At 34.9% G+C, this 15,263-nt stretch carries 11 protein-coding genes; 2 read left to right on the top strand and 9 right to left on the bottom strand.

Features of this window, described 5'->3' with window-relative positions:
- Positions 1–5: 5 nt before the first annotated feature.
- The 8 genes from HBB17_RS16730 to HBB17_RS16695 all read right to left on the bottom strand — a co-directional run bounded on the left by HBB17_RS16730 (position 6) and on the right by HBB17_RS16695 (position 8,346).
- Positions 6–1,031 (bottom strand): glycosyltransferase family 2 protein, encoded by a 1,026-nt coding sequence (locus tag HBB17_RS16730; protein WP_167958636.1) that lies wholly within the window; start codon positions 1,029–1,031, stop codon positions 6–8.
- Positions 1,009–1,749: an ABC transporter ATP-binding protein gene (locus HBB17_RS16725; RefSeq protein ID WP_167958635.1), complete on the bottom strand. Its 741-nt coding sequence runs from the start codon at positions 1,747–1,749 to the stop codon at positions 1,009–1,011. Before HBB17_RS16725 ends, HBB17_RS16730 begins: the two co-directional genes overlap by 23 nt.
- A gap of 9 nt (positions 1,750–1,758) precedes the next feature.
- Positions 1,759–3,198 (bottom strand): ABC transporter permease, encoded by a 1,440-nt coding sequence (locus HBB17_RS20515; RefSeq protein ID WP_167958634.1) that lies wholly within the window; start codon positions 3,196–3,198, stop codon positions 1,759–1,761.
- 58 nt (positions 3,199–3,256) lie between these two features.
- The gene (locus HBB17_RS16715) at positions 3,257–4,411 is read right to left on the bottom strand and encodes a glycosyltransferase family 4 protein (protein WP_167958633.1); all 1,155 of its coding nucleotides are present in this window, start codon (positions 4,409–4,411) and stop codon (positions 3,257–3,259) included.
- A 178-nt stretch (positions 4,412–4,589) separates the two neighbouring features.
- Positions 4,590–5,387: an NAD-dependent epimerase/dehydratase family protein gene (locus HBB17_RS16710; protein WP_167958632.1), complete on the bottom strand. Its 798-nt coding sequence runs from the start codon at positions 5,385–5,387 to the stop codon at positions 4,590–4,592.
- Between the two features lie 65 nt (positions 5,388–5,452).
- Positions 5,453–6,484 (bottom strand): O-antigen ligase family protein, encoded by a 1,032-nt coding sequence (locus tag HBB17_RS16705; protein ID WP_167958631.1) that lies wholly within the window; start codon positions 6,482–6,484, stop codon positions 5,453–5,455.
- A gap of 554 nt (positions 6,485–7,038) precedes the next feature.
- Positions 7,039–7,680 carry a sugar transferase gene (locus tag HBB17_RS16700; protein ID WP_167958630.1) on the bottom strand — a complete coding sequence of 214 codons (642 nt, stop codon included), beginning with the start codon at positions 7,678–7,680 and terminating at the stop codon, positions 7,039–7,041.
- Positions 7,681–7,830: 150 nt separating this feature from the next.
- Positions 7,831–8,346, bottom strand: coding sequence for a VanZ family protein (locus HBB17_RS16695; RefSeq protein WP_238483781.1), 516 nt, complete (start codon positions 8,344–8,346; stop codon positions 7,831–7,833).
- A gap of 437 nt (positions 8,347–8,783) precedes the next feature.
- Here HBB17_RS16695 and HBB17_RS16690 point away from each other — a divergent pair, with 437 nt between their 5' ends.
- Complete coding sequence (locus tag HBB17_RS16690) at positions 8,784–10,019, top strand: tyrosine-type recombinase/integrase (protein ID WP_167958629.1); 1,236 nt, start codon at positions 8,784–8,786, stop codon at positions 10,017–10,019.
- 443 nt (positions 10,020–10,462) lie between these two features.
- The gene (locus tag HBB17_RS16685; RefSeq protein WP_167958628.1) at positions 10,463–12,889 is read left to right on the top strand and encodes a hypothetical protein; all 2,427 of its coding nucleotides are present in this window, start codon (positions 10,463–10,465) and stop codon (positions 12,887–12,889) included.
- Positions 12,890–13,082: 193 nt separating this feature from the next.
- Here HBB17_RS16685 and HBB17_RS16680 read toward each other — a convergent pair whose 3' ends face one another.
- The gene (locus HBB17_RS16680) at positions 13,083–15,005 is read right to left on the bottom strand and encodes an O-antigen ligase family protein (RefSeq protein WP_167958627.1); all 1,923 of its coding nucleotides are present in this window, start codon (positions 15,003–15,005) and stop codon (positions 13,083–13,085) included.
- Between the last annotated feature and the right edge of the window lie 258 nt (positions 15,006–15,263).

Genomic DNA, 15,263 nt, shown 5'->3' with positions numbered 1-15,263 from the left:
ACTCCTTATCTGCTGATCAACCGCTTTAATAATGGATAGGCATAACATATTATCATATAAAAACCGAAGTAGTTCTTACTAGTCATAAATTGATATAATATGGATTTATATCGATTCATTCGGTCTGATTTTTTCTCTTTACAATTAGCAATCTCATTGGCATTCCAAATTTCTTTTAGTAATTTCTTTGCTTTCCAATAGTTCATACTTTCACAAATTGCCAATGACACTTGGAATGTTTCCGTAATTTTTCGCCATTCTTTTTGTTGTTGCAAAACTTCATCTTCTACAAACGGAAAGTTCCTTTTCTCTAATTCTTGATCACAGATTACAAAGGATTGTCGTATTCCTTCATAATCCTTTTTCTTCCCACTTTTCCACTGGCGATATAGATAAGTGGGTTTTTCACAATATTGATATATCGCTGCGTCCGCACGTAAACAATCCAGGTTAAACAAACCATCTTCATTGATACGAACCGTTTCCTCAAATTGAATGTGATTCTTTTCTAAAAACTCCCGTCGATATAGGTTCCCCGCTACACTTCCAAACAAAATTCCTGTCATTGTACCATCATCTATCATGCTATCTTTTAGATCCACATATCTGTAGCAACCTTCCGCTATACGGGGAACGCGTTTAAGGACACGCTTCTCATATCCATAGCAATGCATACCAAATACAATATCTACTTGATATTTCTGCTGCTTTTGTACCAAACGTCTGATGGAATCCTGCAAAATCTCATCGTCTGCATCCACAAACAAAATATATTCTCCCATTGCTTCTGCAATACCTAGGTTTCTTGTTGCCGACACTCCATGATTTGTCCTCTTAATCACACGTATCCGCGTATCTTTCTTTACATATGCATCAAGGATCCTAACAGAACCATCTTGTGAGCCATCATCGATCAAAAGTATATCCAACTGTTTATATGTTTGCTTGATCACACTTTCAATGCATGGAATTAAGTACCTTTCACTGTTATAGACAGGAATGACAACACTAACTTTTTCCACTGTAGGCATCACAAACCTCCTCGGCATCACCATACATCTGTACTTCCCCATGTTCTAACCATAACACATTGTTGCACAATTCTCTAATTTGAGAAAGTGTATGAGATACAAAGATTACTGTTGTTCCACCACTCATTAATTCCTGCATTCGCTTCTTACTCTTTTTTTGAAAGTCTGCATCACCAACCGCTAGTATTTCATCTACAATTAGGATTTCCGGATTAACCACTGTTGCAATGGAAAAAGCAAGACGCATTACCATACCAGAGGAATAATTTCTTAATGGTGTATTAATAAATTCTCCCAACTCTGAGAACTCCAGAATTTCATCATACTTCTCATGTAGAAATTCTTCCTCATATCCTAATATAGCACCATTTAAGAAAATATTTTCTTTTCCAGACAGCTCCATATCAAAACCAGAACCGAGCTCCAACATAGGAACAACATTACCATAGAGGCTAACCTTACCTGATGTAGGTTTCATGATACCTGATATTACTTTTAACAAAGTACTTTTTCCAGCCCCATTGTGACCAATGATTCCTAGTACTTCTCCTTTTTTCACCGTTACATGTACCTTATTAAGTGCCCAAAATTCATTATAATTCATTCGTTTTGAAACTTTCGCTATTACAAATTCCTTTAATGACAATATTTTATCAGAAGACATCCGAAACTTAATGGAAACATCTTCTACTTCAATCATGTTTTTTATATTACTCATTTATATCACCTATAGATACAAGATAAATTTATCCTGGCCCTTTCTAAATATTACAACTCCAATGATCAATGATAACAACGAAAAGGCAACACATTTCACATACATCATTGGTTCAGGCGAAATCCCATCAATAATCAATGTTCGGAAGAACTGAATATAGCAATATAATGGATTATATTGTAAGAATGGTTGAATTTCTTTTGGTAAGATACTTTCTGGATAGAAAATTGGTGTACCGTACATCCAAACCATACTTACAACACTCCAGATAAATTGAATATCACGGAAGAATACCATGCCAGCTGATAAGATAAATCCAATACCAATACTGAACACAACTAAACAGATTAATACAAATGGTACAATTACAACTGCTTTTGTGATTGGTACCTTCGTAATGATTGCTACAATAAGCAATGGTAATAAGGTAATCACAAGATTCACTGCTGAAGAGAATACCTTTGAAACCGGATAAATATATTTTGGCATGTAAACTTTTTTGATTAATGATGCGTTTCCAACAATTGCCCCTACACAATTACCAGTTGCTTCTGAAAAGAAACCATATAATACAATACCTGCTAACAAATATACAGGATAGTAAGCAATCTCTGCTTTAAAGATTGTTGAGAATACAAAATACTGAACGATCATTGTTAATAATGGATTGAAAAAACTCCAAAACATTCCTAAAACGGAACGCTTATACTTAATTTTAAAATCTCTAGAAACCAATTGCTTTATTAAAAAACGATATTTCTTTAGTACATGGATAATATATAAGCCCAAACTTTTTTTGTTATTCTTTTCTTTATAAAGTAACAACATACAATATAACACTAGTAAAATGCCTACAGCACCCATGATCAACCAATAATGAGGACCTGTCCATACGGCATCATCTCCAAAAACGCTAAAACATAATGTTCCATCTACAGGCTCATTATTAAAATACAACTGCATATCTTCTTTATTCTCAGTTGTAAGATACCATGGAGCAATGGCATTTCCAGCTTGTCCGTCTTCTGTACGAATTACAATTGCTAAAGTATGTTTAAAAACATCTTCATATGCCTGATCAAACTTCCATTCTGTTACTACACTATCTGTTAATGTTGACACATCAACAACCGTTTCCCAGAGTACTTTTCCTACTGTTTCATCATTTACTGAAATAATAACATTTCCTGTATTCATTCTTGCTAAGGTTGCCAATTGTAGCGTTATTCCATTAATTCGATTCATTCGACATAAAAATGTCTCTTTTACAGTAAAATCAGTGGTTACTTCTGGAGTAGCAATATCGCCTGCTACACTTTTAATTTCATAATCTGATTCTCGAAAATATAATTGTTCACCCGCTACAAAATAAAATATGGTAATTAATAATACATAGAGCACCACAGCGGTTATACAACCTTTTTTTAAATTCATCTTTGTCCGTTTCATCGTTATCCTCTTTATTTCTCTTTTTCATTCTGATATATATTGACTTAACTATTTTTGATTATACTTGTTTTGATAATATATTCTCATATATTATTCGCATTTGTTTATCAACATAGCTTATTTGGTATTTCTTGATCATATCCTGATTAACTTTTCCATATTCAGAGCTTTTCTTTTTTTGGTTCTTCTCATAAATCTTATTTATGTAATTCGAAAATGCCTCTGCATCTTTTTTCCCTACTAAAAACCCTCCTTTTCCATTCTTGATCAAATCTCTGTTCCCTCTAATATCTGAACAAATCACAGGCAATCCAGCTGCCATAGCTTCCATCAGTGCAACAGGTAAACCTTCTTGCAAAGATGGGAAAACAAAGCAATCTGCACAAGCAAGGATTTCTTTTATATTGACACAATATCCTGCAAGCAGAACTTTTTCCTCCAAATGCAATTTTTTTATAAGCGTGCGAATTTCTTCTTCTTTTTCACCTGAACCACAGATCAAATACTGTATATTTTTATCACGCAGGTTTTTCATTGCTTGAATCACAACTGCATGGTTTTTTCGCTTTGTTAATTCACCAACACTAATTAGCAAATAGCTATCTTCTTTTATCTTAAATTGTTTTCTTAGTTTTATTGGATTTATGGAATTATCCTTATAACCTTCTATTGCAATGCCAACTCCATTAATCTTTCTAACAAGGCCATCTTTTCTTATCTTGAACTGTTTTGCTCTTCGATAATCTTCCTCGTTAATCGTTATCAGACAATCCGTATACCTTGCAAGCAATCGTTCTACCGGATAAAACAATAGCCAGTTAAGACAGGGAGCTCCACGAAAGAAATGAAATCCATGTGCTGTATACACTACTTTCGTTTCTTTGGATTTTCTTGCTGCCAATCTGGCTAATACACCCCCCATCGGGGTATGACAATGAATTAATTCAAAAGAATACTGTTTTAGTAATTGTGTTAATTGTTTATAAGCTTTTATGTTCTTATCCACACGAAAAGGAGATCGAACAAAATCAATCTGATGCTTAACAATATGATTTTCTTCAAAAATATGTTCATCAATTGTATACACAGGCATATGAAAATTAGCAGCATAATGAACTTCATAGCCCATCTCCTGCAAAATCTTAACATTATTCATCTCAAATTGAGGAACAAATCCACTAACAGTTGACACTAATAACACAAATTTCTTCATCTATACTCTCCATCATGAAAAGATAATACCTGTAGTATACCTATTCTATATGACAAAATTATGTCGAATTCTACTATATTTATATGATATTGGATTTCTTTTCATGGTTTTAAAACAAATACCATGAATTTTGTCCTCTTTCACTTATGGAAATACCGAATTCCCCTAAATTTGCCCTTTAATACAAGGTTCGATCATAATACAAATCTCCAAACATTTTTCGAAAAACCGAAATATGTTTTGCTAAAAATCGAATTAGCTTTGCAAATCCTGGTACGAGTATGGTTTTTTTCCCATCTCTTTTTCTTGTTTCCACTACGTACTGTGCAAGATCCATATAGGTATCATCCTGAGGCCAAAAGAATCCTTTTTTCTCATTCGATACAATCGTTAATAAACACTCTGATAACTTGTCTACATGTATCATACTCTGCTTATTATGTACCTTAGGAAATAGAATTGTATACTTTGCTAATTGATTTAATCGTACAAAATTACCTTTACAGCCTTCTCCATATACTTTAGGCGGACGGACAATTGCTATACGAAACATCGCATCTTGTAATTCTAATAATTCTTGTTCTGCTTGGTATTTGCTTCTCCCATACATAGTCTCTGGCTTTGGTTTTGAATCTTTTGTTATTCTAGTATAAGTAGAACCATATACTGCTGCCGTACTTAAGAATATAAATTGTTTCACTCCTGCTTTTTTTGCTTCTTTGGCTATATGAACTGGTAGATTACAATTTACCTCCATGTAAAGTCTCTCCATTTCTGGACGTTCTTTTCTATGAACGATAGCAGCAAACATAATGACACTATCGTATTCTTTGTACGATACCGTTTTCCATTGCTCATTGGAAGCTCGAACTTTATCAATATACAAAAATGTATGGTTCATTTCTTTACAGTATTTTTCAAAGGATCTTGCAATGTAACTATTCGCACCAATTAATAAAATCTTCTTACTATCCATATTGAACCTCATTTCTATACATCATTTCTTATTTTAATCTCTCGTATTACAAATAGCAACCTTTTTTATCCATATTCCACTTCTTCTCCGATTAATTTGCTTTTTTCAACTATATATTTATAATCTAAAAAGCAAAATAGAATCATCAGCATGGTCATTGATTGCAAAACATAGCATAATAATGAACAAAATGATACCGCTCCAATTATAAATAAAAATGCAAGACATTTGAATCTTCCTCTTTTTATCTGTATCAGCACATGTCCAAACAGAAAAAATAGATAACCGAACCAGATCATTACACCAGCAATTCCAGTCTGAATCAATAAAGTGGGTGCCTGTAAATCAAAATATGCAAGTTCATTTTCTCCTCCAACTCCAAGGTTTCCATAACCATAACCAAACAAAGGTCTCTTTTTGAATTTTTCTATGATATCCCTTAGTTGCAGTATTCTTGTTGTGTTAGAATTAACCGTACCTGCAACTTCCTTTTCTTTTGTATACGTAATATCATCATATACAATTTCATGCATTTCACCATTCTCCAAAACTTCCTCTGATACTTGGAAACTGCTTTTAAATCGAGTTCCCATTCTCCCATCAAAACACACGAAATCAAATATCACCGTTATCCCTATCAAGAATATAATATTGTGTAGTTGTTGTTTTCGAATTCTTTTGTCTACATTTCGTACGAAACTACCCAAAAAACACACAATAATTCCCACAAAAGGTGCTAAAATTAATGTTCTCGTTCCTGTTGTCAGTAAGGCGAGCATGGTTGCTGCTGACAACAATCGGGTAAGCCACTTTTTTCTTGCTTTTAGTGCAAAATAAAAACCCAAAAATAACATAAAGCTAAATGTATAAATTATTCTTACAGAATATTTCGGCATAATAACCGGACTAAAATAGCAATTCCCCGCCACAATCTTTCTCCAGATATCAAATAAACGTTCTACAAATTTGATACTAGGATCCAATTTTCTTTGAATACTCTCTCCAACATAAAGAAACAGGTGTATTCCAATCAAACCGATCGTGGCATATAAGGCACACTTCTGATAAAATCCCCAGGGTATTCTATCTCGCTTCATCAAATACCCCATTGGGAAATATAAAGCCAAAATTATAAAATACCGAATTTGCATCATTGCATGTAGGATTGATGACTTTGTGTAAATAGGGATAATAAAAACCCAAAGTAGATTAAGAAAGAGGAAAAGAAGTAACATTTTATCAAAAACCGAAATACTTTTCCACTCTTTCCGTAGCATTTCCCAATTTCTGAGTTTCTGTTCCTTTTTTTCCTCTATATATACAATCATACATTCTGTTACTAAACCTAATGCTATTATTAACCACAATATGTAACGTATGGGTATTTCAGCTATTATAAGTAATCTTCCATTTACTCCAATAATCATTTCTAGTAGAGCAACGACAAAAAAACAACGCGTGACCTGGCTGACATATTGACTCATATTCCGTACTTATCCTATTCTTTATTCATTCGTATATTATTGTTCTTTATTTATCCTTATTATCAGAGATTTAATAATTTACCATCCCCTCATGTTCTAACATCATTCTCTGAATGAATTAAGTCTACAATAGAATTTTCACTGCGTCAATATTCCGAATTGTCAATTTATACATTTTCTTTCTCTTCTTCCTTCGTCGCTGCAAACTCTCCTGCAGCACCTGTTCCGCCTTCTTTTACACCATCATGTCTGACAACTGACGAAACTGTCCGCAGAATCAGTGAACAGTCCCCTAGGAATGTGATCTTCTTAACATACTCTCCATCGTATCTTGCCTTAACTGGAATAGCGAGCTCATCACGACCACTTACTTGTGCCAAACCCGTCAAACCTGGTCGTACTCCATTGGCATGATATCGCTCTCTCTCTGCAATCAGATCCTCTTGGTTCCATAATGCAGGTCTTGGTCCAACAATTGCCATTTGCCCACAGAAGATATTAAACAACTGAGGTAGTTCATCTAAGCTTGTCTTACGAAGGAATTTTCCAATTGGTGTTATGTATTGGTCCGGATTCGTAAGTAAATGTGTCGGCATATCTTTTGGTGTATCCACACGCATTGTACGAAATTTTAGTATCTGAAAATACGTTTTATCCTTTCCCACTCTTTTCTGTCGAAAAAATACAGGGCCTTTTGAAGTTGTCTTGATCACGATTGCAAGTATGAGCAATAACCATGATAAAAGTAGAATGGCTACTGTTGATAATAACCAGTCACATATTCGTTTCAGATACTTTTGATACAGCATATATTTCGTCTCCTATCCAATGCATTCTGGTTTCATTCTACCTTCTAATCCAGGAGGCGTCAAGATATGCTTTTCTTCACTTCCACTTGGAATTCCACCTTAATCTTACCCACATATGCCACAATCGTATCGACTCCTTGTGTTTTTGCATCATTTACACTTTTTGTCATTGACAATGACATTTAAAATTATACAGATTAGACCGACTCCAATCAAAACACCTGCACTGTCCAAGATTACATCGGATACCTGACCACTCCTACCAGGTACAAACAACTGATGGGTTTCATCTGTTGCAGCATAAAGTGTACCAATCCCCCAAGGAATCACTACATTCCAACCTTTCTTTCTACGGTTCCAAACAGCCCCTGCTAAAAAACCACCTAAAACAGCATACTCCATTGCATGGGCTGTTTTTCTGATTGGATAGTCTACTTTCTCAGCAAAATTCTGTTGCTTTTCCATAGACCAATTCTCAAAATTTGGAACAACCATTTTTCCCAATAAGATTCCGACCTGGTTACTATCCCCTGTGGAGGTACTTCCATTTCTAGCTGAAAAGGAAAATATAACTCCCATCCATAGAATTGCTCCTACTATGCATATGTATTGTCGGATATGCTTTTTCGTTGGTTTATACTTCTTCATTGGTTTATTTTTTTTCATTATTTCATCCTCTTTCCTTAATTGATCATTTCATTCCCTATTTTGATTATTAATTTTCATTCCTTTATATCTAATCTCTCTGTATTCGATTATTAAATTTAACATTAAAATTCCTCATCAACATGGATATTGACCATAATACCATACTTATAAAAAACATCCTAATATTTTAAAGAAGACTTTTTCCTGATTTGCATTGGTACAGGAAATATTGATTTTAGATGTGTTCGTATAGTCTTTTTTATTATGGTGTCAAAAATGGTGTCAAAAATGGTGTCAAATTAGTTGCAAATTTTTCTTATCAATGATATGTTACTTTTATGTAATCGTTTTTAGAACTTAACGAGCAGATTCGGTTACACTACCACCTATAAATCACAAAGAAATTGGGCATTCTAACAGTAATCTACCATTAATTTTGATTGGAGGTTATTTTTATGTCCGAAGAATGTTTACAAGAAATAACGGGGAATTCTAACGGCTTGGTCAATAAACAGCCACTTCCTCCAGGTATTACCCAAAGAAAAGATGGGCGTTATCAAGGTCGATTCACCAGTCATGGTAAGCGCTATACGCTGTATGACAAGAACCTTCGAACCTTAAAAAAACGCTTAGCTGATGCCAAATACGAAGCAGAACACGGTACCTATTGTACCGGTGGACAGGTTACTCTAAACAACTGGTACCAAACCTGGTTAGAGGAATACAAAAGTATCGTCGTAAAGAACTCAACCATACTCCTTTATACCACCAGCTATGAACGCTATATTCAACATTCTCTTGGGAATCGACAATTAAAGGAGATCCGTACCATACAGATTCAAAAACTCTACAACGATCTTCAGAAGAATGGCTTAAGTGTTGGCACAATCCAGATTGTTCATGCCGTTTTGTTTAACATATTCAAGCTCGCGCTTAAGAATGAAATTCTAATGAAAAATCCTTGTATAGGAGTTGAAATTCCCCGAGAGGATAAGAAGGAACCACGCGTTCTTACAGCTACAGAACAAGAGATTTTCCTAGAACAGATTCGGGGAAATTATTACGAATCACTTTTAAAAGTTGCTCTTGGTACAGGATTACGAATTGGCGAATTACTAGGACTGCAATGGGAGGATATTGATTTTGACCATAATATCATATCCATCTCACGTACGCTTCTCTATATGAAGAGTCGAAAAACAGGGCATTTCTGCTTTCAGTTCCAAACACCAAAGAGCCGTACTAGTAAACGTATTGTCCCTTTGATCCCCGCGCTAGTAGAAGTGCTAAGAGAGCAGCAACAATTTCAACAACGTTTACGAATTGCAAGAGGTCCCTTTTGGACTCCTCTCTCTAGTATGGGTAATCTGGTATTTACCACAAAGAATGGAACGCCGATTCAGGAAGTCTATATCGTCAAATGTTTGAACGCAATCACCAAGAAAATCAATCGGATTGAATGTCAACAAGCACTATACGAAAGTAGAGAGCCCAATCTTTTTGAAAAGATCACGCCGCATACCTTACGACATTCCTTTGCAACAAGAGCCTTTGAGAGTGGCCTGGCTCCTAAAACCGTGCAAGAATTACTAGGGCACAGCAATATTAATCTAACAATGAATCTATATACGCATGTAACACAGGACATCAAAGTACGAGAAATGGAAAAACTGTATCATTTATTTTCATAGGTGATGGATTATCTCTCGTTTTTCACCAACAATTTCGTTCTTCTCTTACATGCTACTCTTCATACAAGTGGTGTAATATTGGTGTAAACCACCAAATATGGAGTAAATCACACACTTGACACTCCTTGATTTTTCAAGGTTTTTCATCCCAAATCTAGCAATTTTGAAAGATAATATTTCATTATGTTTCTTGGCCTGCTAATTATAGATAATTATCTCCAAAGAGCCCCTAAAATCAAGGATTTTTTGTGTGTTCTTTGACAGATCAAATGAAATAATGACACCAATTTAACGACATGATATCGTGTGAAATGTAGCACATCATATGAGAAAATTCGTATGCATTATGACGCACTATAAGAAGAAGCCTTTGAAACAGACATGCAATATAACCTCAGTACATATGTACTGTAAGGAGTCAAATCACTAGGAGGAAGAAAAACATGAAAAAGAATTTCGTAAAGAAAAGTCTTGCATCTACTCTTGCATTAGCAATGGTAGCTACAGCTATGCCTGCAGCTTTCACTACAGCTTCTGCAGCAGCTGCACCAAAATTAAACAAAACTTCAAAAACACTTTATATCAATGAAAATGCAATCGGAAGCTCTTTCGATTTCAACATCAGCAATAAAGTAAGCGGATCAAAATACGCTTGGACTACTTCAAACAAAGCAATCGCTACTGTAAACTCAAAAGGTTTAACAAAAGCTGCTACTAAGACTGGTGAAGCTACTATTTCTTGTAAAATTACTTTACCTACAAAGAAAACAAAAACTTTAAAAGCAACTGTAACAGTTAAAGAAAACGCTACGAAAGTTGTTATCAAAAATGCTCCAACTACTGAAATCGGTATTGGAACAAACGCTTATGATTTCGATAGCACAATGACTTCTGCTTCAGGCGCTAAAGCTACTGATTACAGAACTTGGGAAATCGATGAAGCTTCTAACACAGCAGGCGCTACAATCGACGCGAAAAACGGTAAAGTAACAACTACTAAAGCTGGTTCTTTCAAAGTTAGAGTAAGAGCTTACCAAAACAAAACAAAATTAGCTGCTAATGATACAGTTGATTCTGAATGGTTAACAGTTAAAGTTGTTTCTTCTGTAGTTTCTGTTGCTCAAACAGCTACAAATAAAGTTGCTGTTACTTTCGATGACAACATGAAAGAAGCTGTTAAAGCAGAAAACTTTGCAGTAAAGAATAAAGCAACTAACGTTGTTTCTGCAGTAAAAGGAATCTCTTTCTCAGAAGACGGTAAAGTTGTTACTGTTGAAACATTTGCTTCTTATGCAGATGGTGCAACTTATGTATTAACTTACAATGAAAAAGACTATGAATTTGCTACAACAATCGGAGAAGTAGCTTCAATCGAAGTTAAAACTTCTACAGTAGTTGAAAACAAAGCTACTGCAATTGAATACGTATTAAAGAATGCAAATGGTGTTGATATCACTGATGCTAAGAAATCTACTGTAACAATTGAAGAAGTAGAAAATAAAGATGGTTGGTATAACACTACTGACGGAAAGCTTACAATCTTCAACAAAGGTTCTGTAGCTAAAGTTAAAGTAACTTACCACACTTACAAATACGATACAGCTGGAAACGAAGAAGGTTCTGTATCTGTTGAAGCAACTATTACAGCAGTAGAAGAAACAGCTGCTACAATCGGTGCTTATAAAAACTACGTAATCACAGACAAAGCTTCTGTAAACTGGGATAAAGTAACAGAAAACAAAAACGTAATCTGTGTAAATGAAACATTAAACTTATTCTTAAAAGCTGTTGATTCTAACAATGATGACGTAACTGGTCTTACTTTTGAATCAGGTAACGAAAACATCTTATTAGTATCTACAACTGATGCTCATGCTACATTAACAGCTGTTAAAGAAGGTTCTACAGTTGTTGTAGTTAAAAACGAAAAAGGTTCTGTACTTTGGACTTTACCAGTAGTAATCAAAGCAGAAAGAAAAGCAAACACAATTTCTTTAGCTAAGAGCTCAACTACATTAGTAACTGGAACTGAAATCGCTCAAGATACAATCGAAGTGAAGATCAAGGATCAACACAATGAAGATTTCCCAGTAGCTGGTAACTTCGCAACTCCAGTACCTGTTAAAGCATACACTGGTGCTCCTGAAGTAAGCGTTAGTGGTGTTAACGTAACTGTAGATGCTAGAACTGCTACAGCTGGAACTTACCAATACAAAGTTGCATTAGCAAGTGATGAAAACAAAGTTACTGTATTAACAGTTGTTGTTAAAGCAAAACCAGCTTCTGCAGTAAGTGCTTACAAATTAGATTTATCTGCAAACACAGTTGATACAATCGTTGATGAAGATACAACTGAAACTAAATCTTTAGCTGTTAAAGTATTAGGTTATGCAGAAGGTCTTGCAGTTGAAAATACAGATTGTACAATCACTGTAACTGGACCAAACAACTACAAAGAAACATACGAAAACAACTTTGATTTCGAATATGTTACTGTTTCTGAAGGAAAGATCACAAAATTAGCAAAAGGAACTTATACAATCACAGCTACAAAAGATAGCAAAACAATCGCTAAAACAGCAGTTGTTGTAAGTGATTCACAAGTTGCTCCTACTGTAACAGTTAACAAGACTTCTTTCGAAGGTTCTGTAGATGAAGCTACTGTATTAGCAGCTATGCAAGCAAACTGTACAGTTAAGAATGCAGCTGGTAAAGAATTAAAAGTAGCTGATGGTGTTGGAATTACAGGCGTAACTTACACAAATAACGGTTCTCAAGTATTCGTTAAGACTGTAACAATCTCTGAAAAATTCGGTGAAAACGTATTCGAACACACTGTAACAGTTGGAAAGACTATTACAATCAAATAATTTGTTTTCCAAATCCTTATGAAATAGAATAAAGAGGGTTGACCGGTGCTTTTACTAGCATTGGTCAACCCTTTTTCTACTATTCTTCCTATTAAGTAAACCGTCAATCTATTATGTGATGTTCATAGATTCATACACGGAATAGGTTATTCTATTGATCTGCAATATTCATATAACGTCGTATAATGGATTTCTACGCAGTTTTCTGTATTATTCGATTAATTCCTAACCCTAGTCCAATTAAAGTCCAAAATAACGGTGCTACAGCTATGCAGGAGTCATTTGCTAATGCCGTTACAAGATAACCTATTGTACCCGCTAATATGGCAATGCCAACGCAGACCTCATATTGTTTTAATGTATACTTCCTATAGAGCCGTATGCTTCGTACAAGATAGAAGCCATAAAAAGCTATGAAGAATAGCAATGATGGAATTCCTGTTTGGGCTGCAATCTGCAGATACAAACTATGTGGCTTAGTAATAATCTGTTTTTCAAGTCTTGTATGATACAGATTTAGATACTCTTCATTTGGGAATTCATATACATACGAATCTGGTCCTGTCCCAAAGAGAATATGATTCTTAATAATTGGAAATGTTCGACTCCAAATGTAACCACGTCCACTACCAATAGACCAGTAATTCTTATATTCCTGGCTCTGATCCAATTTTATTAACTTCCCATAGTAGGTACAGTAATAATAACTTCCATCGGTCTGGTTGGTAAAATACCAGTCGAATATTGTCTCTGATTCGACATAGGACATAGCAAAGCACAAGTACGAATCATACTTGATTACACGAAATGTTAAGTCAGAAAAACGTTCATCACTTATCATAACACTGTTCTGGTCTGCTGATACTTGCTGTGGAAGTTCAGTACCATTGTAATCATAAAACCGAAATATATAATTTTGTTCTTGTACCGCAAATGTAATCCTCAAAGGTTGTGTTCTATAAATGATAGCAACATCTTCATCCCCTGTTACAATTTGTGTAAGCCCTGCTTCAAGTGCATCACCGTTGCTTGAACAACGTTTTGCAACGGCTTGTATTTTATCCATGATTGGGTCATGGAATGCAACAATTCCAACCAAAAGAAAAACGACCATTCCCGTAATAGCGGAGAGAACTATGGTTTTCTTTTGCTTAACAAAGCTGCGAAATACAATTTGTTTTTCATGCATATTCATTCGTATTAGAAAAATAACAAAGAATAGCATACCGATCAGTGTTCCAACTATTCCGCTAGAGGAACGGCAACCAAACCCAGAGAGGATCAAGCCTAGAATACATACTACACCAATTCCTTTCTGAATACCGCGTTTTCTCTTATATGTCCACATACACAAAAGAGGAAGGAATAAACTCACGAACATACCCACGTAGTTGGGATTGTATAGGGTGGAATATACATGTCCTTTATCAAAACGGAAGGTTAATGCCGTGCGGGAGATTAAAGATCGTCCAAAATCGGATTGAAAAAAATCCAAACCAAAGAGTTGGAAAGCGCCAATGATCGACACGATTGCCACCATTCCGATGCAAGCAAGTAAGACCATATGTAATTGTTGTTTGTTTTGTAAGAATTGATAGAGATAAATAACTACAAGTCCATAACCTAACAGGACCCAAACAGATTCATACTGTTCCACCGTTCCACGTACAGCTGTGCTCGTATGTTTCGATATACCTGTAGAAAGTACGGTCCAAAGCAAATAAAGACTTAGAAAGAACAGACAAGGCTGTTCTCGCCATATCTTTTTAATAAAATGATCTGCATTTGTATTTTCAGATTTTGAGTAATTTCTCGTGCCAAAGATTCGTTGTCCTATGTATACCAACAGTACCAATACCATAGCGCCACAAGCAACAAGGAATAGAATTGATTTAATCTTTGTAAACAGATCAACCGTTGTTGCTGCTTTGCTATACCAAATGTATTGTGAAAGATATGTTTTCACATTCGTGGCATGTACAACCAAAGGGACCATAAGAATAAGAAATAGTATTGGTACCATAGTTACGTATTGACTCCACATATCCTGTGATTTCGTCATCTTACCTGTTTTATTTTTACTGGCTGGCCGACCAGATCTTAATTTGTTTGACATTCCTGCGCTCCTATTCTAGATGTATTCTATGATTATGATATATAAATCGTAAGTCCATGTATATTAGAGCGTAACAATTCGTGTATCACACTATAATATTTATGCTCTAATCACATAACGATTAATTTCATTATAAACTGCTGTAAAATCCATTGCAATAAGGAAGTATGCAAAAAATTCCATGGATTTATTCAAATCTGAATATGTATCGAAGAAGTTTCGTTACCTTGTTTTCGTATACATTTCCAATGAAAAAAT

Origin of the sequence: Anaerosporobacter faecicola (genome assembly GCF_012070565.1) — a bacterium.
GTDB classification, from domain to species: Bacteria; Bacillota; Clostridia; order Lachnospirales; family Lachnospiraceae; genus Anaerosporobacter; species Anaerosporobacter faecicola.
Note: the sequence above shows the minus strand (reverse complement) of the source record. Positions and strands in the feature narration are given on the sequence as shown.

Bases quoted from the DNA above. Each gene is read 5' to 3' on its own strand.
- HBB17_RS16695 (WP_238483781.1), bottom strand. From the start codon at position 8,346: ATGAAAAAAAATAAACCAATGAAGAAGTATAAACCAACGAAAAAGCAT.
- HBB17_RS16725 (WP_167958635.1), bottom strand. From the start codon at position 1,749: ATGAGTAATATAAAAAACATGATTGAAGTAGAAGATGTTTCCATTAAG.
- HBB17_RS16685 (WP_167958628.1), top strand. From the start codon at position 10,463: ATGAAAAAGAATTTCGTAAAGAAAAGTCTTGCATCTACTCTTGCATTA.
- HBB17_RS16690 (WP_167958629.1), top strand. From the start codon at position 8,784: ATGTCCGAAGAATGTTTACAAGAAATAACGGGGAATTCTAACGGCTTG.
- HBB17_RS16680 (WP_167958627.1), bottom strand. From the start codon at position 15,005: ATGTCAAACAAATTAAGATCTGGTCGGCCAGCCAGTAAAAATAAAACA.
- HBB17_RS16705 (WP_167958631.1), bottom strand. From the start codon at position 6,484: ATGAAGCGAGATAGAATACCCTGGGGATTTTATCAGAAGTGTGCCTTA.
- HBB17_RS20515 (WP_167958634.1), bottom strand. From the start codon at position 3,198: ATGAAACGGACAAAGATGAATTTAAAAAAAGGTTGTATAACCGCTGTG.
- HBB17_RS16715 (WP_167958633.1), bottom strand. From the start codon at position 4,411: ATGAAGAAATTTGTGTTATTAGTGTCAACTGTTAGTGGATTTGTTCCT.
- HBB17_RS16710 (WP_167958632.1), bottom strand. From the start codon at position 5,387: ATGGATAGTAAGAAGATTTTATTAATTGGTGCGAATAGTTACATTGCA.
- HBB17_RS16730 (WP_167958636.1), bottom strand. From the start codon at position 1,031: ATGCCTACAGTGGAAAAAGTTAGTGTTGTCATTCCTGTCTATAACAGT.
- HBB17_RS16700 (WP_167958630.1), bottom strand. From the start codon at position 7,680: ATGCTGTATCAAAAGTATCTGAAACGAATATGTGACTGGTTATTATCA.